Annotated in this window: 22 protein-coding genes, 1 tRNA gene and 2 pseudogenes; 13 read left to right on the top strand and 12 right to left on the bottom strand. The window is 30.9% G+C overall.

Going from position 1 to position 23,002, the window contains the following annotated elements:
* The first annotated feature begins 27 nt into the window (after nucleotides 1-27).
* Both G9F72_RS25225 and G9F72_RS25220 read left to right on the top strand, forming a co-directional pair.
* Nucleotides 28-1,137, top strand: a complete 1,110-nt coding sequence (locus tag G9F72_RS25225; RefSeq protein WP_164957138.1) for an ABC transporter ATP-binding protein — start codon at nucleotides 28-30, stop codon at nucleotides 1,135-1,137.
* Between the two features lie 13 nt (nucleotides 1,138-1,150).
* Nucleotides 1,151-2,098 (top strand): PucR family transcriptional regulator, encoded by a 948-nt coding sequence (locus tag G9F72_RS25220; protein WP_164957137.1) that lies wholly within the window; start codon nucleotides 1,151-1,153, stop codon nucleotides 2,096-2,098.
* A gap of 284 nt (nucleotides 2,099-2,382) precedes the next feature.
* Here the strand turns inward: G9F72_RS25220 and G9F72_RS25215 are convergent, their stop codons facing one another.
* Nucleotides 2,383-3,294: a transposase gene (locus G9F72_RS25215; protein ID WP_164957136.1), complete on the bottom strand. Its 912-nt coding sequence runs from the start codon at nucleotides 3,292-3,294 to the stop codon at nucleotides 2,383-2,385.
* Nucleotides 3,295-3,526: 232 nt separating this feature from the next.
* Here G9F72_RS25215 and G9F72_RS25210 point away from each other — a divergent pair, with 232 nt between their 5' ends.
* The gene (locus G9F72_RS25210; protein WP_164957135.1) at nucleotides 3,527-4,231 is read left to right on the top strand and encodes a 2-phosphosulfolactate phosphatase family protein; all 705 of its coding nucleotides are present in this window, start codon (nucleotides 3,527-3,529) and stop codon (nucleotides 4,229-4,231) included.
* Between the two features lie 191 nt (nucleotides 4,232-4,422).
* Here G9F72_RS25210 and G9F72_RS25205 read toward each other — a convergent pair whose 3' ends face one another.
* The 3 genes from G9F72_RS25205 to G9F72_RS25195 all read right to left on the bottom strand — a co-directional run bounded on the left by G9F72_RS25205 (nucleotide 4,423) and on the right by G9F72_RS25195 (nucleotide 7,764).
* Nucleotides 4,423-5,982, bottom strand: a complete 1,560-nt coding sequence (locus G9F72_RS25205) for a M56 family metallopeptidase (RefSeq protein WP_164957134.1) — start codon at nucleotides 5,980-5,982, stop codon at nucleotides 4,423-4,425.
* Nucleotides 5,983-5,986: 4 nt separating this feature from the next.
* A complete protein-coding gene (locus G9F72_RS25200) occupies nucleotides 5,987-6,370 on the bottom strand; it encodes a BlaI/MecI/CopY family transcriptional regulator (protein WP_164957133.1) in 384 nt (127 codons plus the stop codon).
* A 218-nt stretch (nucleotides 6,371-6,588) separates the two neighbouring features.
* Nucleotides 6,589-7,764, bottom strand: a complete 1,176-nt coding sequence (locus G9F72_RS25195; RefSeq protein WP_164957132.1) for a class I SAM-dependent rRNA methyltransferase — start codon at nucleotides 7,762-7,764, stop codon at nucleotides 6,589-6,591.
* A gap of 347 nt (nucleotides 7,765-8,111) precedes the next feature.
* Here G9F72_RS25195 and G9F72_RS25190 point away from each other — a divergent pair, with 347 nt between their 5' ends.
* Nucleotides 8,112-9,668, top strand: a complete 1,557-nt coding sequence (locus G9F72_RS25190) for an ABC-F family ATP-binding cassette domain-containing protein (protein WP_164957131.1) — start codon at nucleotides 8,112-8,114, stop codon at nucleotides 9,666-9,668.
* A gap of 52 nt (nucleotides 9,669-9,720) precedes the next feature.
* Here the strand turns inward: G9F72_RS25190 and G9F72_RS25185 are convergent, their stop codons facing one another.
* Nucleotides 9,721-10,578, bottom strand: a complete 858-nt coding sequence (locus G9F72_RS25185) for a hypothetical protein (RefSeq protein WP_164957130.1) — start codon at nucleotides 10,576-10,578, stop codon at nucleotides 9,721-9,723.
* 101 nt (nucleotides 10,579-10,679) lie between these two features.
* Between G9F72_RS25185 and G9F72_RS27270 the strand changes: the two are divergent.
* The 3 genes and pseudogenes from G9F72_RS27270 to G9F72_RS25175 form a co-directional block, all read left to right on the top strand.
* Nucleotides 10,680-10,871 (top strand): annotated as a pseudogene (locus G9F72_RS27270) (DUF2812 domain-containing protein); the annotation flags it as partial.
* 18 nt (nucleotides 10,872-10,889) lie between these two features.
* Nucleotides 10,890-11,039 (top strand): hypothetical protein, encoded by a 150-nt coding sequence (locus G9F72_RS27265; protein WP_263487073.1) that lies wholly within the window; start codon nucleotides 10,890-10,892, stop codon nucleotides 11,037-11,039.
* Nucleotides 11,040-11,349: 310 nt separating this feature from the next.
* Nucleotides 11,350-11,742 carry a hypothetical protein gene (locus G9F72_RS25175; RefSeq protein WP_164957129.1) on the top strand — a complete coding sequence of 131 codons (393 nt, stop codon included), beginning with the start codon at nucleotides 11,350-11,352 and terminating at the stop codon, nucleotides 11,740-11,742.
* 353 nt (nucleotides 11,743-12,095) lie between these two features.
* Here the strand turns inward: G9F72_RS25175 and G9F72_RS25170 are convergent, their stop codons facing one another.
* The 5 genes from G9F72_RS25170 to G9F72_RS25150 form a co-directional block, all read right to left on the bottom strand.
* On the bottom strand, nucleotides 12,096-12,533 hold the full coding sequence (locus G9F72_RS25170) for a hypothetical protein (protein WP_164957128.1): 438 nt from the start codon (nucleotides 12,531-12,533) through the stop codon (nucleotides 12,096-12,098).
* A gap of 161 nt (nucleotides 12,534-12,694) precedes the next feature.
* On the bottom strand, nucleotides 12,695-13,348 hold the full coding sequence (locus G9F72_RS25165) for an HAD family hydrolase (protein WP_164957127.1): 654 nt from the start codon (nucleotides 13,346-13,348) through the stop codon (nucleotides 12,695-12,697).
* A gap of 127 nt (nucleotides 13,349-13,475) precedes the next feature.
* On the bottom strand, nucleotides 13,476-14,000 hold the full coding sequence (locus G9F72_RS25160) for a phosphatase PAP2 family protein (protein ID WP_164957126.1): 525 nt from the start codon (nucleotides 13,998-14,000) through the stop codon (nucleotides 13,476-13,478).
* A gap of 89 nt (nucleotides 14,001-14,089) precedes the next feature.
* Nucleotides 14,090-15,436, bottom strand: coding sequence for a [Fe-Fe] hydrogenase large subunit C-terminal domain-containing protein (locus tag G9F72_RS25155; protein ID WP_164957125.1), 1,347 nt, complete (start codon nucleotides 15,434-15,436; stop codon nucleotides 14,090-14,092).
* Between the two features lie 168 nt (nucleotides 15,437-15,604).
* Nucleotides 15,605-15,680 (bottom strand) — tRNA-Pro (locus G9F72_RS25150).
* Nucleotides 15,681-15,981: 301 nt separating this feature from the next.
* Between G9F72_RS25150 and G9F72_RS25145 the strand changes: the two genes are divergently transcribed.
* Nucleotides 15,982-16,602, top strand: a complete 621-nt coding sequence (locus G9F72_RS25145) for a LysE/ArgO family amino acid transporter (RefSeq protein ID WP_164957124.1) — start codon at nucleotides 15,982-15,984, stop codon at nucleotides 16,600-16,602.
* A 111-nt stretch (nucleotides 16,603-16,713) separates the two neighbouring features.
* Here the strand turns inward: G9F72_RS25145 and G9F72_RS25140 are convergent, their stop codons facing one another.
* On the bottom strand, nucleotides 16,714-17,034 hold the full coding sequence (locus G9F72_RS25140; RefSeq protein WP_164957123.1) for a hypothetical protein: 321 nt from the start codon (nucleotides 17,032-17,034) through the stop codon (nucleotides 16,714-16,716).
* 233 nt (nucleotides 17,035-17,267) lie between these two features.
* Here G9F72_RS25140 and G9F72_RS25135 point away from each other — a divergent pair, with 233 nt between their 5' ends.
* The 4 genes from G9F72_RS25135 to G9F72_RS25120 all read left to right on the top strand — a co-directional run bounded on the left by G9F72_RS25135 (nucleotide 17,268) and on the right by G9F72_RS25120 (nucleotide 21,510).
* Nucleotides 17,268-18,251 (top strand): ATP-binding cassette domain-containing protein, encoded by a 984-nt coding sequence (locus G9F72_RS25135; RefSeq protein WP_164957122.1) that lies wholly within the window; start codon nucleotides 17,268-17,270, stop codon nucleotides 18,249-18,251.
* A complete protein-coding gene (locus G9F72_RS25130) occupies nucleotides 18,248-19,051 on the top strand; it encodes an ABC transporter permease (protein ID WP_164957121.1) in 804 nt (267 codons plus the stop codon). Before G9F72_RS25135 ends, G9F72_RS25130 begins: the two co-directional genes overlap by 4 nt.
* A 91-nt stretch (nucleotides 19,052-19,142) precedes the next feature.
* Nucleotides 19,143-19,946 (top strand): ABC transporter permease, encoded by an 804-nt coding sequence (locus G9F72_RS25125; RefSeq protein ID WP_164957120.1) that lies wholly within the window; start codon nucleotides 19,143-19,145, stop codon nucleotides 19,944-19,946.
* Nucleotides 19,947-20,133: 187 nt separating this feature from the next.
* A complete protein-coding gene (locus tag G9F72_RS25120; RefSeq protein WP_164957119.1) occupies nucleotides 20,134-21,510 on the top strand; it encodes an aldehyde dehydrogenase in 1,377 nt (458 codons plus the stop codon).
* Between the two features lie 42 nt (nucleotides 21,511-21,552).
* Here the strand turns inward: G9F72_RS25120 and G9F72_RS25115 are convergent.
* A pseudogene (locus tag G9F72_RS25115) lies at nucleotides 21,553-22,098 on the bottom strand (DsbA family protein); the annotation flags it as partial.
* 301 nt (nucleotides 22,099-22,399) lie between these two features.
* On the opposite strand from G9F72_RS25115, the gene G9F72_RS25110 reads away from it, so the two are divergent.
* Nucleotides 22,400-22,756, top strand: coding sequence for a hypothetical protein (locus tag G9F72_RS25110; RefSeq protein ID WP_164957118.1), 357 nt, complete (start codon nucleotides 22,400-22,402; stop codon nucleotides 22,754-22,756).
* Nucleotides 22,757-23,002: the final 246 nt, after the last annotated feature.

Genomic DNA, 23,002 nt, shown 5'->3' with positions numbered 1-23,002 from the left:
AGAATGTACATGTAGGAGGAATATATTATGTCAAATTTATCATTAAGGCACATATACAAGGTTTATACAGGAAACGTAACAGCAGTTAAAGATTTTAATCTTGAAATAGAAGACAAAGAATTTATAGTTTTTGTAGGACCATCAGGTTGCGGTAAATCAACAACTTTAAGAATGATAGCAGGTCTTGAAGAAATCTCACAGGGTGAAATATATATTGGCGATAAACTCGTAAATGATATGGCACCTAAGGATAGAGATATAGCTATGGTTTTCCAAAACTATGCACTATACCCTCATATGTCTGTATATGACAACATGGCATTTGGATTAAAACTAAGAAAAGTGCCAAAAGATGAAATAAAACAAAAGGTTACTGATGTAGCTAAAGTACTTGATATAGAACATTTACTTGATAGAAAACCAAAAGCATTATCAGGCGGACAAAGACAGAGGGTAGCACTTGGAAGAGCTATAGTAAGAAATCCAAAGGTATTCTTAATGGACGAGCCTCTATCTAATTTAGATGCTAAACTTAGAGTTCAAATGAGAACAGAAATAGCAAAATTACATCATAAACTTCAAACAACTTTTATATATGTAACTCATGACCAAACAGAAGCTATGACTATGGGAACAAGAATAGTTGTAATGAAAGATGGACTTGCTCAACAAGTAGACACACCTCATAATATATATGAGCACCCAGTTAATATGTTTGTTGCTGGATTTATAGGAAGTCCTCAAATGAACTTTATGGAAGCTAAGGTTTTAGAACAAAATGGAGAAGTTGTACTTGTTTTTGATGATGAAATTATAATATTACCAAAGGATAAAGCTGAAATAATTAAAGAAAAATCTTATGTAGGGAAAACTGTTGTAATGGGTATTAGACCAGAAGATATTGATGACGGTATCGGCTTTATTGAAAAGAATAAGAGTGCAGTTATAACAGCTCAAGTTGAGGTTGCAGAGCTTATGGGTGCAGAGACTAATATATATATGAGAAAAGGAAATACAAATATTGTAGCTAGAGTTAATGGATCATCAAAATCTAAAGTTGGAGATCAAATTAAAATTGCACTAGATACAAATAAAATACATGTTTTTGATAAAGAAACTGAAAACACAGTAATATAGGGGGAAATTCAATATGTACAATTTCACAGAATTCTTGAAGGATTTAAGTCATTCTTCAAACATACCATTTAATGTAGTTACAGAAGATGGTATGGCACTATATATTAGTGACTTAGATATTGAAAATTCACATATAACTAACTTTACTATTATGCTTGGCCGTGTTAAAGGCAGAATAAGTTTAGAAAAGAAGTATGAAAATTGTACATCTTTACTTGAATACATTATTGAAAACAAATATACCCAGCATTTCTTAACTAAAGAACAGGCGGTTATTGATATTTTAGAAAATAGAGAAATTTCTATAGATAATATTAGTCTTAATCTACCTTTTCTTAAAAATGGGTGTTATGTCATGTTAATAAGTGTAGATGGAAGTAAGTATGAATCTCTTAATATAATAAAACAAATATATGATAATGAGCCAGTCGTAAGTTTAATATATAATGACAGTATAATTGTAATTGGTGACTTTGATGAAGTAGAGGACCATGCAGAAAGTATAAAGGAATCCATCTCATCAGATTTGTATTGCAAATGTTATGTAAGTTATGCAGATAGAACTTATGATATAAAAGGGCTTAAAAAAGCTTACAATGATGCTGTGCAATGTATGGAGCTAGGAAAAAAATTCGATATAAAAGACCATACATTTAGTTATAATAAGATGCTATTTGAGAAAATTGTATATAATGTAGATAATAAAATTAAGCAGGAACTTTTAATCATGTTAAAAGACAAATTTGATGCGTTAGATAGTGAAATGATTGTAACTATTGAGCAATTTGTAAATTGTGGTCTTAATATCAGTGATGCCGCGAGAAAACTATATGTTCATAGGAATACACTTATCTATAGACTAGATAAGATTAAAAAAGAAACAAACTTTGATATCAGAGACTTTAAAGATGCCTCCGTATTCCTTATAGCCTTCTTAATATGGAAGGAAAATAAGGAATAACCATATAATTAATTAATTAATTTAAAAACTCTGTTTTTACTTCTTGTAAAAGCAGAGTTTTTTTAACGAGGAAATAAATGGGGACGGTTAACAATCATTTAACTTAAAGTTTTTTCCAAATTTTGCATGAAAATTTATACATTTAAATCTTAAATTCATTTGCGAATGAGATGTCTTCATTATTTTGATGGTTTAAATTAATTTAATATTATACTTTTGAATGCTTGTCCAACTACGTAAAAAATAAAACAACTATTTATTGAGCATAAAATTTTTATTAATCACTAAGTATAAAATTTAATAAAATCCTCTGTAATACTTTCATATTTTTTATCTGTTCCAATTAATTCAATACCAATGCTAGTTAATTGAGAAACTCTGGCCTGTGTAATATTTCCAAGTGCGCTAGATATATCGCTAAATTTAAAATTGCAGAGACTCCTCATTAAAACAACAGTTAAGGCTTTTGCTCCTACAAGTTTTCTACTATATTTCGTGAAAAAATGAAACTCAGATATATTCATCTTTAATGCTATAAATTTCATTACATCTTCAGGCTTAAAATCTCTTACAAGTATATTTCTTCCGCTTCTATATTCTGTTTTTTCATCTTTGAATTCAAATTCTTCTTTTAATTTTTCGTCGTCGCATCCGAAAACAAGGCTATAATAGTTTTTTCTTGCAGTATCAAGTTTATTTCCAAAAAATCCCAAGATGAAGCTATAATCAACTATGTTGAAATGGTCACGTCTTTTACCAATATAGATTCCTAAACTAGAAAAGGCATAATTTTCAGGACAATCTCTAAATTCTCCTATATCAGTAGGATTATTATGTATATATAAGGATACGGTCTTCAAATATTGGTCATTATCAACTATTTTACTCTTGAATCTATCTTTAAAAAGGTGACCTTCTCTTTCATATTTTTTATTAAAGTACATTGCATAAGAAAAATTTATTCCGTGCATGACTTTTGATATATCTGATCCATTAGCATCAACTAATAAATGTGCATGGTTATCCATAAGACAGTACCCGTAAATTTTAACATTATAGAGCTTTTTATACTTCTTCACAAGTGATAAATATTTTTCTTTGTCCTCAGAATCCCTATATAAATCAACCTCACTGATACTTTTGCACATAATATGAAATATAGCGTCAGCTGCTTTTAATCTTGCTTTTCTTGCCATATAAACCACTCCTACTAATAAGATTTTCTTTGAATTATTGCCAATGGGTTGGGATGATATTCATATTCTTAAGTTATTAGTTCAAAGATTTGTTAACCGTCCCCGATTATTTTCCTATTTTAATATTTTACTATTTAAATTACTTTAAAAAGTTGTTAACCGTCCCTACTTATTCTATAATTAGATGTGAACCACTTAAGAAAAAAGGGATTATTAAAGGAGGACCAATGATATGAAAATAGATATAATAGTTTCGGCTGATGATATAAAAAAAGAAAAAATAGAGAATAAAACAGTGGTAGTAATAGATATGCTTAGGGCAACTAGTGTAATAATTACTGCAATGAATAACGGCTGCAAAGGTGTTATTCCGGTTTTAACAGTTGACGCTGCAGCTGACATTGTGAGAAATGGCAAAGAGGAGTTTATGCTTGGAGGAGAGCGAGATGCATTAAAAATAGAAGGGTTTCACTATTCAAACTCTCCATTAGAATACACTAGAGATACCATAGAAGGCAAAACACTTGTGATGACTACTACTAATGGTACTAAAGCTATAAAGGGCTGCACGGGGGCTAGTAGCATTCTAATAGGTGCCATGTTAAATGCTAAGTCTATAGCAAGAAGAATAGTAGAATTAAATAAAGATGTAGTAATAGTTAATGCGGGGACTTATGGTGAATTTTCTATAGATGATTTTTTATGTAGTGGTTACATAATTGATTGTGTGTTAAAAGAAATAGAAGTAGACCTTTCTGATATTGCTATAACTTCTCATTATATTTATAAAAATAATGAAGATATTCATAGTTTTATAAAGTATGCAAGTCATTACAAAAGGATTACACAGCTAGGACTCGAGGCGGATTTAGAATACTGCTGTAGAAAAGATATTATAGATAATGTTCCAGAATATAAAGATGGGATTATAATTTAAGAAAAATCATGTGGGCTCAAACAGAATTAAAAAGTATATATTACTTGACGATGTGAAAGCATCACTAGTAATATATACTTTTTTACATCTACACCACTTGAAATATATAAAACCTCCAGCAATGGCAAGAAGACTTATCAGGCTTTAAATTTTAAGATAATCATTTATTTAAAAACGTTTTTTAACATTAGCTATTTGGATAATTTGGGGAATTGATTTATATCATACAGACACACTTTCCATTGACCATTTTCTTTTAATAGGTCTACAGCTCCTGTTGCTGAATCTGATTGATCACTCTTACCATCAGTCGAGATAAACTTCAATTTAACTTCATACCGATATCTTACTTTGTCATCATCCTTGCTATATACATTTTCACCTAGAGTAAAGTCTATAATCTGGGCGGTATAATTACCCATAGCACAAATTCTCGTGCTCAAAGTGTTGAATTGAGTCCTTACAGTATTTTCATACCCTTCTTTTGTCATTAAAGGTTGTATGTTTTTGTCAAGGGACCGCATAATTTTATTTTGCTCTTCACTAGGACCTGTTATTCCTTTGGTAACACCTTCACCAATTATATTACTTGGTGTAAGAGGTGTATTAAATACAGCAACTTTTTTTGCATCCACTGTGTAGATGGTTCTAACAAATTCTTCGGCAACCTTAGCTGGTTTTTCTGCTTGCGATTTTGAAGTGTTTAGTGCAATTCCGAGGCTTCCTATAATAACTACAATGACAGCACCTAGTAATACATTTTTAATATTTACCTTCTTATACTTTGATATCATAATAATCCTCCTTTTTATTTCTGAACTATTCATAACCATCGAAGTAGTGCCCATAAGTCTATTGCTGTTGCCGCCGAGCTCTAGTACTCTTATTATTGCATTTCCATATTGAAGGTTTTTCCCTTTATCTAAATAAGAGATTGCCTTACCATCACAGGAAAATTCACAGTCTTGTCTTATTTTATGAAACCCATAGAGCAAGATTGGATTAAACCAGTAAGTCATGGATAATAAAGTTATAACCCAATTTATAAGTATGTCCTTGTTTTTAAGATGGGTTAACTCGTGTATTATAATATACTTAAATTCTTCATCACAAACATTGTCAGCTACTCTGACCGGAATTAATATCATTGGTTTAATGAACCCGCATAAAGAAGGACTACTTACTTTTGAAGAATAGGATAGTTCTACCTCAGTTTTTATATTCATAGTTTTCATGCATTTATAAAAAATTTCTTTATGCGTGCTGCTTATATTTTTTATAGAAGCCCTAACAATTTTCCGGAGTTTTCTATGTCCAAAAGCTACTATACACATAAGTAATAGAATTCCAAACAACCATATAAAACAGAATGCTTTTTCAATGCTAATTTGATTTTTTAAAGGGATATTCATAACTTTCATAATTACACTTTTATTTGAAGGCAGAGGTGAACTTGTTGATATTGAATCGCCCAAGTCTGAAGTTTCAAGCTGTTTTGGAGAATTAATTTGTGTATTTTCATTTGCTGTACTTTGAACTTGTAAATTTTCATATATATTAGAAATGTTTAAAGGGGTTTGTGGCCCAATAGGAATTATTAACTTTATGAGCAATATTAACCATATATAATAGTGAAAGGTAGGATTTAATTTATTTTTAAATAGACCTTTAGTAATTAATATTATTAATACAATTACGCTACCAATTAAGGAGGAAAGTATAATCACCTCGAAAATATTTAAAAAATTCATACTATCAACCTTCCTTTTTACTTGATTGGTTTAGTATATTTCTTAATTCATTTATATCCGTTTCAGAAATTTCGTTTGATTGGGCAAACGTTAGGAGCATAGATTTGACGGAACCATTAAATACTTTATTAATAAAGGACTGACTTTCTAACTTTATACATTCATCTTCTGACACCAAGGGAAAATATAAATATTCACTGCATAATTTATTAAAACTAATTGCATTTTTATTTAATAATCTGTTTATTAGACTTTTAACTGTAGCTGGTTTCCATTCGACTTTATCCTTTAGTTCCTGTATAATATTAGTCGATGTGATTTCAGAATGATCCCATATTATTTTCATTACTTCCCATTCAGCATTCGATATTTTAGGAATTTCACGCATTATTATTCTACCTCCACTTTGTTTACAAATGTAATTCATATTTTTAGTTTACAACTGTAATCAGTAAAAGTCAACATAAATTTCCAGTTTTACATTATTTTAGTCTGTTTATTATCTCTAGCTAGGATGGATATTATATACAATGTTTTAAAATATAAAGATGGTATTATAATTAAAAAAAACCGGAACTATATAATAAATAGTACCGGTTTTTATATTTAGACTACCTGGAATATATAAAATTTCAAATAGTATGATTCATCAGAATTCCATAGTATAGGATGATCCGCTGCTTGAGTTCTGAATTCTACTTGTCTAAGAGTTCTTTTAGCATCTAATGCTGCTTCAGCTATGGTGTCTCTAAACAAATCAGGGTACATAAAATGAGAGCAAGAGCAGGTTACAAAATATCCGCCCGGCTTAACCAATTTAATACCACGTAGGTTAATCTCTTTATATCCTCTTGTGGCACCGTCTATAGTAGAACGTGACTTTGTAAATGCAGGTGGATCTAGTATTACTACATCGTATTGTCTTCCTTCTCTTGACCATTCTCTTAGCACGTCAAAGGCATTATGGGATTCGAATTTAACTGTATCTGAAAGTCCGTTAAGTTCTGCATTTTTTCTAGAGCATTCTACTGCATAATCAGAAATATCTACTCCAAGTACACTTTTAGCCCCAGCTATACCTGCATTAAGTGCAAAAGAACCTGTGTGAGTAAAACAATCCAAAACATCAGCATCCTTGCATAACCTGTGAATAGCTGCTCTGTTTTCCTTTTGGTCTAGGAAAAATCCGGTCTTTTGACCATTTTCAATGTCAACATTATATTTAACACCGTTTTCAATAATTTCTATATTAGTATCAAAGGGCTCTGTTAAAAAGCCTTTTGTTTGTTCCATACCTTCTAGTTCACGGACTCTAGCGTCACTTCTTTCATATACGCCCTTTGCATTATATTCATTTATTAGTAGCTTAACAATTATATCTTTATATTTATCTATACCTAGTGCTAAAGATTGAATAACATAATAGTCTTCATACTTATCTATAATCATTCCAGGTACAAAATCCGCTTCTCCAAACAAAAATCTACAACTAGAAGTATCTATAACTGTTTTTCTATATGTCCAAGCAGCGCGAAGTTTTTTTCTGAAAAACTCTTCATTTATTTCTTCGGTAATATCTCTTGTCATTATCCTTATGGCAATTTTAGAAACATCGTTTATGAAGCCTTTTCCGATAAACTCTCCTCTAAAATTGTATGCTTCAATTATATCTCCATTTTCATATTCACCATCAAAATTCTCTATTTCATTGGCATATATCCAAAGGTGACCATTTTCTGCATTTCTGCCTTTGCCTCTATATAAGTAAAATTTACAAGCCATTTTAAATCCCTCCTGTGTTCTTTGGGGTTGTAAAGCATTTTTAAATAAAAAATATCAAATTATTTATCTATAGTATTATACCACACTGAATTAATTTGCAATATAAAATCCAAAAAAATCTTTTGACAAAAGTGAATTTATAAATTACACTAATATATGTGCCATTTTTAAATGCATACTTGAATTAAGGGTATTTAGATAAAAAGTGGACGGATTTTCTTTGAATGGGAATCCATATATATAATATCCAATTATTAAAAATAAATAAGTATATGAGAAGAAATGCTTTTAAAATAAAAATAAATATAAAAAAATATAAAATTACACTATATTAAGGAGAATAACAAATGAGTAGATTAGTAGTAAAAAATATGACCCATGGCTTTGGTGACAGAGCAATATTTGAAGATGTATCTTTTAGATTACTTAAAGGGGAGCACATAGCGCTTATAGGCGCAAATGGAGAAGGTAAATCAACCTTTATGAACATTATTACAGGTAAGCTTATGCCAGATGAGGGAGACGTTGAATGGTCAAGTAGCGTAAGAGTCGGATATATGGATCAGCATACTGTTTTGGAAAAAGGTAAAACTATTAGAGAAGTTTTAAGGGATGCTTTTAAATATCTTTTTGACTTAGAAGATGAAATGCTCGAGGTAACAGATAAAATGGGAGAGGCAACACCTGAGGAGTTAGAAAAGTTATTGGATAGAATGGGAACAATTCAAGACTTGCTGGATCATAATGGATTTTATGCTATTGATTCCAAGATAGATGAGGTATCTGCAGGAATTGGACTTAAAGATGTTGGTCTTGAAAATGATGTTGCAGATTTAAGTGGAGGACAAAGAACGAAAGTTCTTCTTGTAAAACTTTTATTAGAAACTCCAGATGTCCTACTGCTTGATGAGCCTACTAACTTCTTGGATGAGCAGCATGTGGAGTGGCTTAAGAGATATCTTCAAAATTATGAAAATGCATTTATTCTAATATCTCATGATATTGAATTCCTAAAAGATGCTGTTAATATAATATATCACGTAGAAAATAAAAAATTAACTAGATATATAGGCTCTTATGAAGAATTTTTGAGAGTTCATGATGCTAAAAGACTGCAACTGGAAGCTGATTATGAAAGACAGCAAAAGGAAATTAATAGACTAGAGGTTTTTGTTGCTAAAAATAAAGCAAGAGCTTCTACTAGTGGAATGGCAAAATCAAGACAAAAAAAATTGGATAAAATTGATAGAATAGAGGTTACAAAAGATAGACCAAAACCACAATTTAATTTTAAAACTGCAAGAGCTTCAGGGAAGATAATATTTAAAACTGTGGATTTAGTCACTGGATATGATAGCCCATTATCTAAGCCGTTAGATTTATATATGGAAAGAGGACAAAAAATTGCTTTAACTGGTGCTAATGGTGTTGGAAAAACAACATTATTAAAGAGCCTTATGGGTGATATCAAAGCTGTTTCTGGTCATACAAACTTAGGAGATTATCAATATATAGGATACTATGAACAAGAAATAAAGGGAGTCAACCGCAATAATTGTATTGAAGAATTTTGGCAAGAATTCCCTAGCTTCACTCAGGGGGAGGTAAGAGCTGCACTTGCTAAGTGTGGACTTACTACAAAGCATATTGAAAGTAAAATTACTGTGCTTAGTGGTGGAGAGCAAGCAAAGGTAAGACTTGCGAAGCTTCTAAACAGGGAAACTAATATATTAATCCTAGATGAGCCTACCAATCACTTAGATGTAGATGCTAAAGAGGAGTTAAAGAGGGCCCTAAAAGAATATACAGGAAGTATACTTATAGTTTGCCATGAGCCAGAATTCTATCAAGATGTAGTGACAGATGTATGGGACTGCGAAGAGTGGACAACTAAAATAGTATAATCCACCCTAAAAAGAGCTAGAATAATTTCTAGCTCTTTTTATATTATCAATTTTATAAAACTTCGAGTCCTAGGTCTAATATATTAGCAAATAATGATAATGTATTAGTATTTGGAATAACATTATTTTTAACATCTAATAATTTTCCAAGTCCATAATCAGTGTATATACTGACAGTAGGGAAATCAATTTCACTGAGGTTACAAATAATATCAGTTTCATTTAATTTTATTTTAATCGCTTTATTAATAGGTTCTAGTATGATATAAAGTCTTGTAGAACAGTTATATCTTAGAACTTTTAAAGTATCACTTATTAGTATCTCCTTAGGGTTAGTGTTAATATCATACTTTGAAGTAGTCGCAGCAATGTTATTTATAACAAAATAATAAATATTTCTTTTGTAGTTTACCTTATCTTTAAACTCTTGTAATCTTTCTAAATTTAACTTTATATCTATTGAGATTTCGTCATTTTCTAAATTATTAAAACATTCTTTTATGTAAGTTAATTCTTCTTTTCCATCAAGTTCTCTAGCTAAGATATTCATACAGTTATCATAAATATCTTGAAAGAAGCTAAATGGTAAGGAATATTTTATATTATCTAAAACAAGGTAAACCTTGAATTTAGAAGATTTATTACTATTTCTAGATGAATAATTGATTTCAACTAATAAGAGTTCATTTAATAGTTCCGTATCAAGTGTTATTTTCTCAATTCCTTCACTAAATTGTAGAATGTAATTCTTATTAATAGATAAGTTTTGTGTATGTTGATTTATTATATAAGTACTTTTAAAACCAACTTCAGTAATTTCACCAACTCTCAATGAACTTTTTCTCGGTAGCTTCTTTAAATTTATATATGGTCTATTTATACATAGGTTGTTTTTAGATATTATTCTCATATTAAACTCCTTTAGTTCTAACAAGATTGTTAGGTTGATTTATAAATTATAACATAATTAGCATTCGAAAAAATAAAAAACTTAATTAATGATAATATCATATATGCAAGAGGTGGAAGTGGCGTTGTAAAACAGAATGTCATAATGATAGTGATGTAGCTTTAGAATACAGGGAATATTGTGAGGCTGCTGGTTGGACATATATATGTGAGGACGGCAGTACTCAAATTTTTTATACAGAGGGCGATAAGCAAATTATCTCAATTCATACTGATGAAGAGGAAAAGTTTAAAGCTGTTTTTAAATCTTCAATGAAAAATGTATACGGTCAAATGATTTTAAATATCTCGAATTTTCTTGTAATAGTATCAGAAGATAAAGTAATTTTTATTGCAAAAAGTTTAAGTGTAGGTGAAGATGAATTTTTAAATAAGGCGTATGAAAAGCTTTTATCACAATAAATTGTACATTAAGCAGAATTTAAAAAAGAGATAAATAATACAATGACTTTTGGGATATTGAAGTACTATCAAAACGTAAAAAATTAATCTCGAAGATATTACCCGTTACCTATTATTATAATTGAACTAGTATTTTTAACGTTAGTAGCCCTTGTTGCAAGGCGATAATTAGCTCATTGATAAATTATCAGAAATGCATGATGTAGTGAAATTATTAAATTTTATCTATATTAAGATAATATTGGATTTTGTGGTATAATTTATAATAAGCACACAAACATTAAATTAAAAATTATTAAAGGGGGGAATTATGAAATCATCTTCAAAAGACAGACTGGTAGTAGCAGCTATATTACTTGTTTTTATACTTACAGTATCTGCAATAGCGTATTTTATGCTTGGAAAAAATAAAGCATACGGAATATATACACGTGAAACGTTAATTATTGCAGCAAGTGATTCAGAGCAAATAAAAATTTGTAATAGAAGTAATGCGCCATATGCAATTAAAGATAGTGGTAGTTTAAAATATTATGGACTTGGCAGCGGTATGTCTACTGAGAACATATTTGTCCTAAAAACTGAGGATTATAACAAATTAGTTGAAGGTAAAACTTATTGGTTTGATATAAGACTTAAAAAAGCAGATGATATGACAAGTGCTGTTATTGGGAAAATTTACACTGAAAATATTATGAAATGATAATAAAATATAAATCATATAAAATAAATATCCAAAAAAGAAAGCCTGGTAAATCTCCAGGCTTATTTTTATATGTAATTTTTCTGAATAGATCACGGAAAAGCATTTTTTGTTATTAATTTCATAGCATTATAATCCGTATATTGAACAAAATAGTAGAGTGATACAGGATAAAATAGTTTTATCAAGGGAGGTATAAATACTATGGGTGAAAAAAAAGATCCTTCTTGTGCAAGTCAACAAGAAAAGGAAAAGAAAGTAAATAATTTAGGAGCTAAACACAATAAAAAAACACATAAAAAAGATTAATTTTAAAAGGCATATATTATACAAATATATGCCTTTTGACGTTTTTAAGTAACGGTATCCTCTTGACTATTAACAGTATCATCTTGGGTAATTATCATATCTTTTTTTATCCACCCTTTATTATTAATGTTAGTCTGGGATTTTAAAGATATTTCATACCAAGTAATATCAAAAATCTCAGCACAATCTTGAATTTCTACAAGGGTACTTTTCACTACATTAGATAGAACTGGTGAAGTTTCCATAGGGCTTAGATACAGACTGCAACTTTCTTTTGTGGTTCCTGTTTTAAAAAGCGGTGCTTTGTATTTTATTATAATAGGTCCATCAGCACTACGCGCGCTTGCAATTTTTGATTTGAATTCTCTATTTTGCCTAGAAATAATCTTTAGTTGTGTTTTTTGAGTTGATAACTTTTGATTCATGATAGTATAATATACACCAAAGCATATCAAAATAACTGAAAACAGAAAAATAAGCAATAGTATCGCTCCTTTAAAATTACTTATTAAAACAATGATTTACTAATATAATAGGGTTTAACCTAAAAGTTTGTGCATATGTTATATTTATGCTTAGTATATAGTATTCTATATAAAACAAAATAATTCATATAAAAAAAAGCTCATGCATTGCATGAGCTTTATATGGCTGGCGTTAATTCATGATATTCAATTATAAACATATCTGCATGATTAATAATATCTTCCCTTTGTTCTTTGGAAAAATCATCATATACACCTACTACCTTCATTCCAGCAGCTTTTGCGCCTTTAACTGCAGGGAGAATATCTTCAAATACAATACATTCCTCTGGTTTTACACCTAATTTTTCAGCAGCAAGTAAATATACATCAGGAAAGTTTTTTCCTCTAGTCACTTCATCAGTGAGAGTTATAGAATCAAAATAATTGTATATATCATTAGCCTTAAGCACGGCTTCTAATAATGATTTACTATTACTTGTAGCTAGTCCGATTTTTATATTCATAGTTTTAAGTAAAGATAAAAACTCAACTACGCCAGGTTTTAGCTTTACATTGTTAAGATACTCTACATAGGCAAAATCTGTCCATTCCTTTTTAATTTCTTCTATAGTATCTAATATACCGAAATTGGTTCTAAAATACTGCGCAGTGTCATCAAAGCTAAGATGTTCTATTTGGCTTTTTAGATTTAAGGGTAGATCCATATTTCTATTTTTAAAATAATCTTCATCTATTTTACCCCAAACCCACATTGAGTCCACAAGGGTTCCGTCTAAATCAAAGATTGCAGCTTTAATATTTGTTAGCATTTAATCACCTCTTATAAAATTATAACCCGGATAAATACAGTAATATACTGGAATTGAAGTTCATTGTTTTACCTTAGATAGAAATAGCTACGATGGAGGCTTTCCCACGTAGCTGCTTCTATATTTTTTAAAGGAATCTGTAAGTAAGAAAAGAACAGGTACTTCCTATAATGGCACCCATAATGACATCTGTAGGGTAATGAACCCCTATGTACATTCTGGAAATTCCTACAAGACAAGCTATGGGTATAGTTATGAATCCGAAAATAGGGAAATATAAAGCTATTATTACAGCTAATGAAAATGCACCAGTAGTATGGCCTGACGGGAATGAATATTTATCTATACCTATTTTTTTTATATTTAAATTTGGAATATCCATAAACGGTCTTAATCTAGTAACGCTAATTTTAAGAAGCTTACCAATGCCAGTACTGAGTGTTATGGAGATCATAGCCTTAATAGCCATGACGTGAAGTAGGGTAGTGCTTAATAAAAAAGCAACAGTGCAAAATACAAACATAAAAGAAAAAGAGCCTAAGTAAGTCATAGCTGGCATCACAACATCTAAAAACCTACATTTCCAAGAATTGTTTATAATTCTAAGTATGTTAATATCTCTATGGCTTATATATTCAAATAATGCTTTCATAAAACCCTCCCATCTGCACAGTGAATTATTTTTTCGATTACTTAATATTGTATCATATTTTAGCTGGAATTTACATTGCAAAATATTATCTAAAATTCTCTATGGAATATTTTAGTTTTATCTTTATCTTTAAAGTCCACAGCATGATTAATTCCAATTCTATTTAAGATCTCGTTCATACAATCGCTATCTATGGCTACTTTAATCTTTGAATTTTCTGCAAATTCATCTACTCTAATTTTTCCGGAACTCGCGTCGACTAATGATTTAGGCCCTCCAACGCAACCGCCAACACAACCCATTCCTTCTACAAAGTTTGAATTAACTTCACCGTTTTGGGCTTTAGTAAGCAGTTCTTTACATTCCTTTACACCATTTCCTTGAATGGGATTAAATAAATCGTATTTTTCAGGAAATAATCTTTCTATAACTTCTCCAATAGCTATAGATACGCCACCTGTCCGAGCATAAAGCCTACCACCCCTAGAAGCATATTCACTAGAGATATCTTCTTGTAGTTTTTCAGGCTGGATATTTAATATATCAAAAATATCCCTAAGTTCTGAGAAGGTAAGCACATAATCTATATCACCTAAAAGGTCACGATCTTTAGCTTCGCCTTTTTTTGCAATGCAGGGTCCTATAAAGACCACTTTGCAATTGGGGTTTAATTGCTTTAAAACTCTTCCGGCAGCAATCATAGGAGAAATAGAGGGGGATACATGTGTCACTAAATTATGGTATACTTTTTTTACCATTCCTACCCACATAGGACAACAGCAAGAGGTAATCATTAAATCTTCTTTTACTTTGACATGTTCATCAAATTCTATGGCTTCTTTTAATGTAAGCATATCTGCAAAAAAAGCAACTTCAACCATATCTGTGAAACCAATTTTTTTAAAAGCGGTTCTAAGGTTATCTATATTAACATTTTCACCAAATTGTCCAGTAATGGCAGGGGCTACAGCTGCTATTATTGGAGTATTTCCTTTAAGTAAATTTAAAAGTGGAATAAACTCTACCTTATCCATCAAGGCACCAGTAGGACATGCATCTACACAAAATCCACAGTCTATGCATTTATCATTATCAATATAGGTAGTATTACATTTATTATCTATTAATATGGCATCAAAAGGACAAGATGCTTGGCAAAGGGTTTTCCCAGACTTATCGGCACAATCCATGTTGCAGTGTTTAACTTTATCTACAATTTTATGATTTGATTCATAAAATTGTATAGCTTTTTTCAAATCCTCTATATAATTATCTGAAAAGACTACGTCAACTCCACAAAGTGAAGAAATTATAGAGCTTAACTCAGTTTTATTAATATTATCTTTTGACAGTAATTCCTGCAGCTTATTTTCAAAATTATCTTCATGATAGGATTTAATTAGGGTTTTAAAAATTTCATTATAGATTTTATACAAAATAATCACTCCTAAGTTGTTATTAGCTATGTAATAATGTTAGCATTTTTTTTATAAAAAACAATAAAATAGTAGAATATTGTTTATCTTATGAAAAAGGAGTAGTTTTATACTTAAAGCATTAAAAATTTATAATAAAAAAAGAGTTGCCGTTAGACAACTCTTTTTTGGTCGGGGTGACAGGGATTGAACCTGCGACCTCATGGTCCCAAACCACGCGCGCTCCCAGCTGCGCTACACCCCGACGACTTCTTTATTATATAATAGGAAGGTATAAATGTCAACAGTATTTACAAGTATTTCTCCAATGCAAGAAATATAGGATTTATATATTATAGATTTCCTTCTGAATCCCCTAATATTAAAGTGCGGAAGGTGATGATTTATGAAAAATAAGACCGAAATATATTCAGTCTATACATGATAATATGTATAAGTTATAATTTAAAAAGAAATAACAATTAGTCAAGAACTATGTAACTTCAGACCTGTGAGATTCAATAGTATTTTACTATCTTAAAGATGCAATAGATAGGAGGAAACAAATGCATGAATATTTAATACAAGGACTGCTTTTAGGGTTTGCTTATGTGGCTCCTATAGGAACACAAAACATATTTGTAATAAATACGGCTATACACAAAAACAGACTAAAAGCATATCAGGTGGCATTTATCACTATATTTTTTGATATCTCTCTTGCACTATCATGTTTTTTAGGTGTAGGGGAACTTATGGAAAGGTTCAACCTTTTAAAGATGATTATTCTTTTACTAGGGAGTATAGCGGTAATTTATATTGGGGTAGGACTTTTAAGGCAGGTGCCCAAAATTCAATCTGAAGACTCTATAGATGTGAATAAATCCATTATAAAAATAATATGGACATGTTTTGCAGTAACTTGGCTAAATCCTCAGGCTATAATTGATGGATCCTTATTACTTGGTGGTATGAGAGCGATGCTTCCAGTAGATATGGGTATCTACTTTATTATAGGGGTATGCATGGCATCCTTCATTTGGTTTACTTCACTCGCAACAATCATTTCATTTTTTAAAGGTAGATTTAATATTTCGGTTATTAAAATAATAAATTTGGTCTGTGGAGTAGTTATAATTTTATATGGATTTAAATTAGCATATTCTTTTGTTCTCTTGATTATCTAATAGAATTCAAAGGTAAACAGGCCAGAAAATAAAACTTAAGTGAGATTTAAAAGAATAGAGCAGTTTTTCGGATGATATTAAAATAATATCATCGGGAAAACTGCTCTATATTTATTTTTTAGCATCCTTTTCTTTATCGCCCACACCTCTAGTGGGTACAGTAGACATTACGAAGCCTACAAGTATTGACACTAGTGCGGGAGCTAATATGTTGATATATACAATATACCTTGTTTTGTACAAAACTAGTGCAGTGAGAGACGTGATTAATGCACTAGCTACAAAAATAACAATTATAAATTTTGCAAAAGAACTCATAAATTTTTCATATAATCTATGACGAGTTGGTCCACTTATAACACTTCTAAATAGAAAATAAGAAGAGAAAATTATTATTATATCTACTATAGCTGAAATTATAAAATTTTTCATTTTGTATACCTCCAAAACAATTTTTCGTATTTAGTGTTACCAAAGATTAATGCTTTTACACAATATATTTATAAAATTTGAAACTAAAATATGTGTATATAAGTATTTACATAAGTAGACTATTTTAAAAGTGTTAAATTATGTGATTTTAGAATGCGAAAATATTAAAAAGTGAAGGGGGCAAAACAATTAATAATTGTTTTGTACTACAGAGAACTGCAAGGGGGGATATGGTGCCACAAATCATAGTTGAAAACTTAGTAAAAACCTTTCAAATAGCTAAACGAAGGACAGGCTTATGGAATGCCACAAAAGGGCTTATCCATAGGGAATATACCACTGTAAATGCCTTAGAAGGAATTTCATTTAAACTGGATGCAGGAGAATTAGTAGGTTATATCGGTCCTAATGGAGCGGGAAAATCTACTACAGTTAAAGTATTAAGTGGAATTCTTGTTCCAGATTCAGGACGTTGTGAGGCTTTAGGTAATGTACCTTGGAAAAATAGAATTTCTCACGTTAAAAATATAGGCGTTGTATTCGGACAACGTTCTCAGCTCTGGTGGGATTTGCCTGTAATTGATTCCTTTGAACTTTTAAAAGATATCTATAATATTCCGGAAATTCAGTATAAGACAACTAAAGATGAATTAGTTGAAAGATTAAAGCTCCAGCAAATCTTAGAGGTGCCGGTACGCCAATTAAGCTTAGGTCAAAGAATGCGATGCGAAATATCAGCATCCTTACTTCATACACCACCAATTCTCTTTCTTGATGAACCAACTATTGGACTAGATGCTGTATCAAAAATTGCTGTACGAGAATTTATAAAAGATCTTAACAAAAAACATGGGACAACTGTTATTTTAACTACTCATGATATGGATGATATTGAGGCACTATGTTCTAGAGTTATGGTCATTGGAAAAGGTCAAATCCTTTTAGATGGAACCATTAATGAGATTAGAAATAAAGTGTCTAAAGAGCGTAGGCTAATAATAGATTTGGAGCAGCAAATTGTAGAAATATCTATAGAAGGAGCTAAACTAGTAAAAGTAGAAGGCAATAGGGCTTATCTAGATTTCAATCCAGATAAAATAACTCCAGCACAATTAATAGGGAATATATCATCTAAATATATGATAAAAGATTTATTTATTGAAAATCCGCCTATAGATGAAGTAATTGCAAAATTCTATGGAGAATTTAAGATATGAGAGCCTATATATCCATTGTAAAATTAAGGTTTATGCTATTAATACAGTATCGAGTTGCAGCTATAGCAGGGATTTGTACGCAATTCTTATTTGGGTTTGTTAGAGTTATGGTTATTGCAGCATTTTATGCCTCGACTTCCACCACTCAACCTATGTCTTATGGTCAAACAGTTACATACATATGGATTAGTCAAGCTTTTTTAGGGATGCTACCTTGGAACGGAGACGCTGAAATTCAAGAAATGATTAGCTCCGGCAATGTGGCTTACGAACTCTGCAGGCCATTAGATTTATATAATCATTGGTTTTGCAGGGCATTTGCACAAAGAACCGCACCCACCTTACTTCGCGCAATACCCTTATTTGTAGTCACACTATTTTTTTTGCCGGAAAAGTATAGTATGCAACCACCAAATTCGTTTGCCTCCTTTGGAGCATGGATTTTGGTCACCATTGGTGCTTTGTTACTTTCTTGTGCTATAACCAATTTATTTAACATTTCTATGCTCTGGACTATATCAGGAGATGGGATTAAAAGATTATTGCCTGCAGTGGTTATGATTTTTTCTGGTATGACAGTACCGTTACCACTGTTCCCGACCTGGATGCAGCCAATACTTAGAATACTTCCGTTTAGTGGACTGGTAGATACACCTATGAGATTTTATTTAGGTCATATAAAGCCAAATAGCATACTTCCATTTCTTTTTCACCAGCTTATTTGGACATGGATATTAATTTTATATGGGAAGTGGTTAATTTCAAGAGGATTAAAACGTGTTGAGGTTCAAGGGGGATAACAATTGATAATTGTTATCTCCTCCAGAGGAATGCTAAGGGGTAACAATTGATAATTGTTATCTCCTTTAGAGGAATAAAAGGGGGTAAGATATGAAGAATGCTACTAAACTTTATTTAAGATATATAAGTGTTTCAATTCAAAGTCAAATGCAATACAAGGCATCATTTATAATGATGGCCATAGCTCATTTTGCAATAACATTTATAGATTTTATAGGTGTTTGGGTCTTATTTGATAGGTTTGGTGCTATAAAAGGGTGGAATTTACCTGAGATTGCACTTTTCTATGGAATGATACACATGGCTTTTGCTATAGCAGAAACAGCGGCTAGAGGGTTTGATACCTTTGATAGTAAGGTTAGGACTGGGGAGTTTGACAGAATACTTTTGAGGCCTAGAAGCCTCGTACTTCAAATTGTTGGACAGGAATTTCAATTGATGAGAATAGGTAGATTTACACAGGGGTTCATAGTCCTTTGTTGGGCTATGTGGTCTCTAAATAATAGCTTGAGTTTTATTAAGGTTATGCTTATAATTATTTCAATTTTGGGGGGAGCATTTTTGTTTTCTGGGTTATTTGTATTACAAGCCACTTTATCCTTTTGGTCTGTCCAGAGCCTTGAGGTCGTTAATATGGTTACCTATGGGGGCGTAGAAATAGCTCAATTTCCTGTAACTATATATGATTCTTGGTTTAGAAAGTTTTTTATATTTGTAGTCCCGCTAGCATGTGTTAATTATTTTCCAGCCATGGGGATTTTAAATAAAACGGATCCCTTAAATTCACCAACTTGGCTACCGTGGGTATCACCAATTGTAGGAATAGTTTTCTTCATTCTGGCATTGCAGGTGTTTAAATTTGGAGTTGCACATTATAAATCTACTGGAAGCTAATAATTCCAGTAGATATATTTTTATGGGCTTAAGTTAATAATGATTGTCAAATGAAATGAAAAAGACTAGACTATGTTTAATAGACTAAACAAAAGAATAGAGTTTAGTTATGAGAAGTTGAAAACCACCTCATGATGAGAACTTAAATGTGCAAGAAAAAATATTATTAGGGGGAGAGCAGTGAAAAATGAATAATATACAGATGGTTTTAGAAAAGCAAAGGAATTATTTTAATACTGGAGCAACGAGAGATTTAGATTTTCGTATAGAGAAGCTGGTTAACTTAAAAAAGTCTATCAAAAAGAATGAAAAGCAAATATTAGAGGCACTATGGGCTGATTTGCATAAGTCTGAATTTGAAGCCTATGCTACTGAAATAGGAATAATTCTAGATGAGATAAATTTTGCTGTAAAACATTTAAAGTCCTGGTCTAAAACTAAAAAAGTAAGGACTCCGCTAACAAATTTTTTATCTTCTAGTTATATATATTCAGAGCCTTATGGAGTTAGCTTAATTATTTCACCTTGGAATTATCCATTCCAGCTATTAATGGCACCACTAATTGGAGCTATAGCTGCAGGCAACTGTGCCATGTTAAAACCCTCTGAAAATGCCATAAAGACCACTGAAGTAATTATAAAAGTAATTGAGGAGAGTTTTTCTGAGGAGTTTGTTTGTGTTGTTGAAGCTTACGGCGGTAAGGAATCTTCCGAGGCACTTTTGAAAGAGGAGTTTGATTATATATTTTTTACCGGTAGTGTACCTGTTGGTAAAATAGTAATGGAGGCAGCTTCAAAACATCTTACTCCTGTAACCTTAGAACTAGGTGGAAAAAGTCCATGCATTGTGGACAAAGACGCTGATTTAAAGCTAGCGGCAAAAAGAATAGCTTGGGGCAAGTTTCTAAATGCAGGACAAACTTGTGTTGCACCGGACTATGTATTAGTACACCAAAGTGTTAAAGAAAAACTTTTAACTGAATTAACAGGATACATCAAAGAATTTTTCGGAGAAAATCCAGCAAAGAGTAATGATTTTCCAAGGATAGTAAACGAAAGGCAATTTGATAGGCTCGTAGGATTGCTAGGCAGTGGTAACATTGTAACAGGCGGAGAATATAGCAAGATAGAAAAATATATTGCACCAACTATTATTGATAATATATCCTGGAGTGACCCTATTATGCTGGATGAAATATTTGGACCTATTCTGCCAATCATAGAATTTGAGGATTTAGAGCAGGTTATAAAAATGGTTAATTCAAGACCTAAACCTCTAGCATTATATTTTTTCTCTACTAATAAAAACCACCAAAAGCGGATAATAGAAATGATTTCTTATGGTGGAGGATGCATAAATGATACAATTATGCATGTAGCGTCACCATATTTACCTTTTGGGGGCGTAGGTGCTAGTGGAATGAGTGCTTATCATGGCAAAGGAAGCTATGATGTTTTTTCTCACAAAAAAAGTGTAATAAAAAAGAGCAATCTTATAGATGTTAAAATAAGATATGCACCATATAATGATAAAATTAAACTGCTAAAGAAACTTATGAAATAGCATAATAATAAATAAGCCCTGCATTTTGCAAGGCTTATTGTTTTATTTGAGTTTATCTAATAATTTTCTGAATTCTTCTATAGGTTGTGCACCAACTATAGAATATTTGTTATTTATAACAAAAGTAGGCGTGCTATTAATTTCCATGTTATGAGCATCCTTGCTACTATTATTTAAAGTTGTTTCATAGGATCTATCTTTGACAGCAGCAATAAGTTCCTCTTTATTTAGACCAAGGGCTTTACCTAAGTTACCAAGCACCTCTAAATCACCGATATCTTTTAAATCTCTAAAGTAAGCATCCATTAGTGCAGAATGATACTCTTTTGACTTGTCATGGGCTTTAGCAAATTCTGCAGCCTCTAAAGCGTTATGAGAATTAGGCATTCTTTCTAATTTTCCAAAGCTAATTCCATATTGAGAACCTGAGTGACTAAGGTTATTTAACATTTGGTCTAAATTAGATTTACTGAATTTTTCGTTAAGATTTACGCCGCTTTCAGGAGTTTCAGGGTGTATTTCTAGCCCCAACCATTCCACATCAAGGTCGTATTCTGTTTCTAGTTTCTCGACAATACCTTTGCCGACATAACAGAAGGGTCAAATATAGTCGGAGAAAATTTTAATTTGTATACTCATAATAATACCTCCAAATTTCACTATAATATAAATGTAGCTTGCCGCAAATGTCTATTGCTTATTTATATTATAAGCATCTTGATAACTGTTTTCAACTAATAATAGTTGTTTTCATAAATAAATATTATTAAAATTTAATATTATGATAAAGAAAAGATAATAAAAATTAGAATCAAGGCATTTTTAAATAAATATGATATAATATATTGTAAATAAAATAGTTATATTAAATTTTATACTGGAGGTACCTATGATTTATGAAAAAAGTAACCTTAAAATAGATAGCGATTTCCAGGTAAGGGAAATACAAAAAGATGCGTATAACCTTGATTTAATAATCCCAATAGATACTAGATGTGTAAATATGTATTTACACAATGCCCCTAAGTATATACTGTCTAGAGTGCAATTTCCATCAGTTAAAAGCATACTTATAAGATTTTGCATTCTAGAAGATAACAATATATGTACGGTACACTTTTTAAGTGATAGTGGAGTTCACTCCACCATGGCAAATTTTGAAATGGATTATAGTGAAATACATATAGAAGTAAGAGAAAGTGAATTTTTTGTGGATATGAAAATAATTTTTGATATATTAAAGTAATCATAGAAGACTAGAGAATTTAAACTATTTGACCTTTGAAAAGGACAGATTTGAACTTAATAGTAATTTTTCGGCAAAGGGTAAGATTATTATGTTTAATGATATAAATAAGGTTGAAATAACAAAGAAATTTATATTATAAAAGTAGATAAAAAACCTTACAATATCCTTCTTCAACATATTCAGCCTGAAAGTAGAAAAGTAGTGGAACAGCTTTTTATGAAATATAATAGGAAATAAAGGTAT

The sequence above is a fragment of the Clostridium estertheticum genome (assembly GCF_011065935.2).
Lineage (GTDB): Bacteria > Bacillota > Clostridia > Clostridiales > Clostridiaceae > Clostridium_AD > Clostridium_AD estertheticum_A.
This window is presented reverse-complemented; position numbering and strand designations above follow the sequence as displayed.

Coding starts and splice junctions, on each gene's coding strand:
- G9F72_RS25225 (WP_164957138.1), top strand. CDS start 28: ATGTCAAATTTATCATTAAGGCACATATACAAGGTTTATACAGGAAAC.
- G9F72_RS25220 (WP_164957137.1), top strand. CDS start 1,151: ATGTACAATTTCACAGAATTCTTGAAGGATTTAAGTCATTCTTCAAAC.
- G9F72_RS25125 (WP_164957120.1), top strand. CDS start 19,143: ATGAAGAATGCTACTAAACTTTATTTAAGATATATAAGTGTTTCAATT.
- G9F72_RS25215 (WP_164957136.1), bottom strand. CDS start 3,294: ATGGCAAGAAAAGCAAGATTAAAAGCAGCTGACGCTATATTTCATATT.
- G9F72_RS25140 (WP_164957123.1), bottom strand. CDS start 17,034: ATGAAAAATTTTATAATTTCAGCTATAGTAGATATAATAATAATTTTC.
- G9F72_RS25210 (WP_164957135.1), top strand. CDS start 3,527: ATGAAAATAGATATAATAGTTTCGGCTGATGATATAAAAAAAGAAAAA.
- G9F72_RS25120 (WP_164957119.1), top strand. CDS start 20,134: ATGAATAATATACAGATGGTTTTAGAAAAGCAAAGGAATTATTTTAAT.
- G9F72_RS25110 (WP_164957118.1), top strand. CDS start 22,400: ATGATTTATGAAAAAAGTAACCTTAAAATAGATAGCGATTTCCAGGTA.
- G9F72_RS25145 (WP_164957124.1), top strand. CDS start 15,982: ATGCATGAATATTTAATACAAGGACTGCTTTTAGGGTTTGCTTATGTG.
- G9F72_RS25175 (WP_164957129.1), top strand. CDS start 11,350: ATGAAATCATCTTCAAAAGACAGACTGGTAGTAGCAGCTATATTACTT.
- G9F72_RS25195 (WP_164957132.1), bottom strand. CDS start 7,764: ATGGCTTGTAAATTTTACTTATATAGAGGCAAAGGCAGAAATGCAGAA.
- G9F72_RS27265 (WP_263487073.1), top strand. CDS start 10,890: ATGAAAAATGTATACGGTCAAATGATTTTAAATATCTCGAATTTTCTT.
- G9F72_RS25160 (WP_164957126.1), bottom strand. CDS start 14,000: ATGAAAGCATTATTTGAATATATAAGCCATAGAGATATTAACATACTT.
- G9F72_RS25130 (WP_164957121.1), top strand. CDS start 18,248: ATGAGAGCCTATATATCCATTGTAAAATTAAGGTTTATGCTATTAATA.
- G9F72_RS25190 (WP_164957131.1), top strand. CDS start 8,112: ATGAGTAGATTAGTAGTAAAAAATATGACCCATGGCTTTGGTGACAGA.
- G9F72_RS25200 (WP_164957133.1), bottom strand. CDS start 6,370: ATGCGTGAAATTCCTAAAATATCGAATGCTGAATGGGAAGTAATGAAA.
- G9F72_RS25165 (WP_164957127.1), bottom strand. CDS start 13,348: ATGCTAACAAATATTAAAGCTGCAATCTTTGATTTAGACGGAACCCTT.
- G9F72_RS25205 (WP_164957134.1), bottom strand. CDS start 5,982: ATGAATTTTTTAAATATTTTCGAGGTGATTATACTTTCCTCCTTAATT.
- G9F72_RS25185 (WP_164957130.1), bottom strand. CDS start 10,578: ATGAGAATAATATCTAAAAACAACCTATGTATAAATAGACCATATATA.